Origin of the sequence: Mesorhizobium sp. M7D.F.Ca.US.004.03.1.1, from assembly GCF_003998635.1 — a bacterium.
GTDB classification, from domain to species: domain Bacteria; phylum Pseudomonadota; class Alphaproteobacteria; order Rhizobiales; family Rhizobiaceae; genus Mesorhizobium; species Mesorhizobium loti.
The window spans coordinates 1-432 of sequence record NZ_RZQG01001823.1 but is presented as its reverse complement, the minus strand read 5'-3'; the positions used below and the strand labels follow the sequence as shown (position 1 = coordinate 432).

General features: G+C 65.0%; 1 protein-coding gene. It reads left to right on the top strand.

Annotation, left to right across the window (positions count from 1 at the left end):
* Positions 1 to 432, top strand: a 432-nt coding sequence (locus EN935_RS41325; protein ID WP_348629934.1) for an ABC transporter permease subunit, incomplete at both ends; no start/stop codon positions are given.

The window sequence follows — 432 nt, the reverse complement described above, 5'->3', positions numbered from 1 at the left end:
GCTATTGCCGTCGTTGGCCCGCTCGTGGCGCCCTACGATCCGCGCACGGGGAGCCTCATTGATCAACTCCAGCCGGCGAGCTGGGCGCATCCATTGGGCACTGATGAACAGGGGCGTGACGTTTTGAGCCGAATGCTTTACGGCGCACGCAACAGCCTGGCGATCGGCATTGGTGCTGTCGCTATGGCGGTTGTGGTCGGCTGCGTGGTCGGCGCCTTGGCCGGCGCTGCTGGCGGCTTGATCGACGCAGCCTTGATGCGCATTACCGACGGCCTGCTGGCGATTCCCGGTATTGTGCTGGCGATCGGCATGGTGGCCTTGCTGGGCCAGGGCTTCTTTGCGGTGATGGTCGCCGTGGCCCTGACCAATGCGCCGGCGTTTGCGCGCCTGCTACGCAGCAGTCTGGTTGCGCTTGGGCCGGCAGAATACATC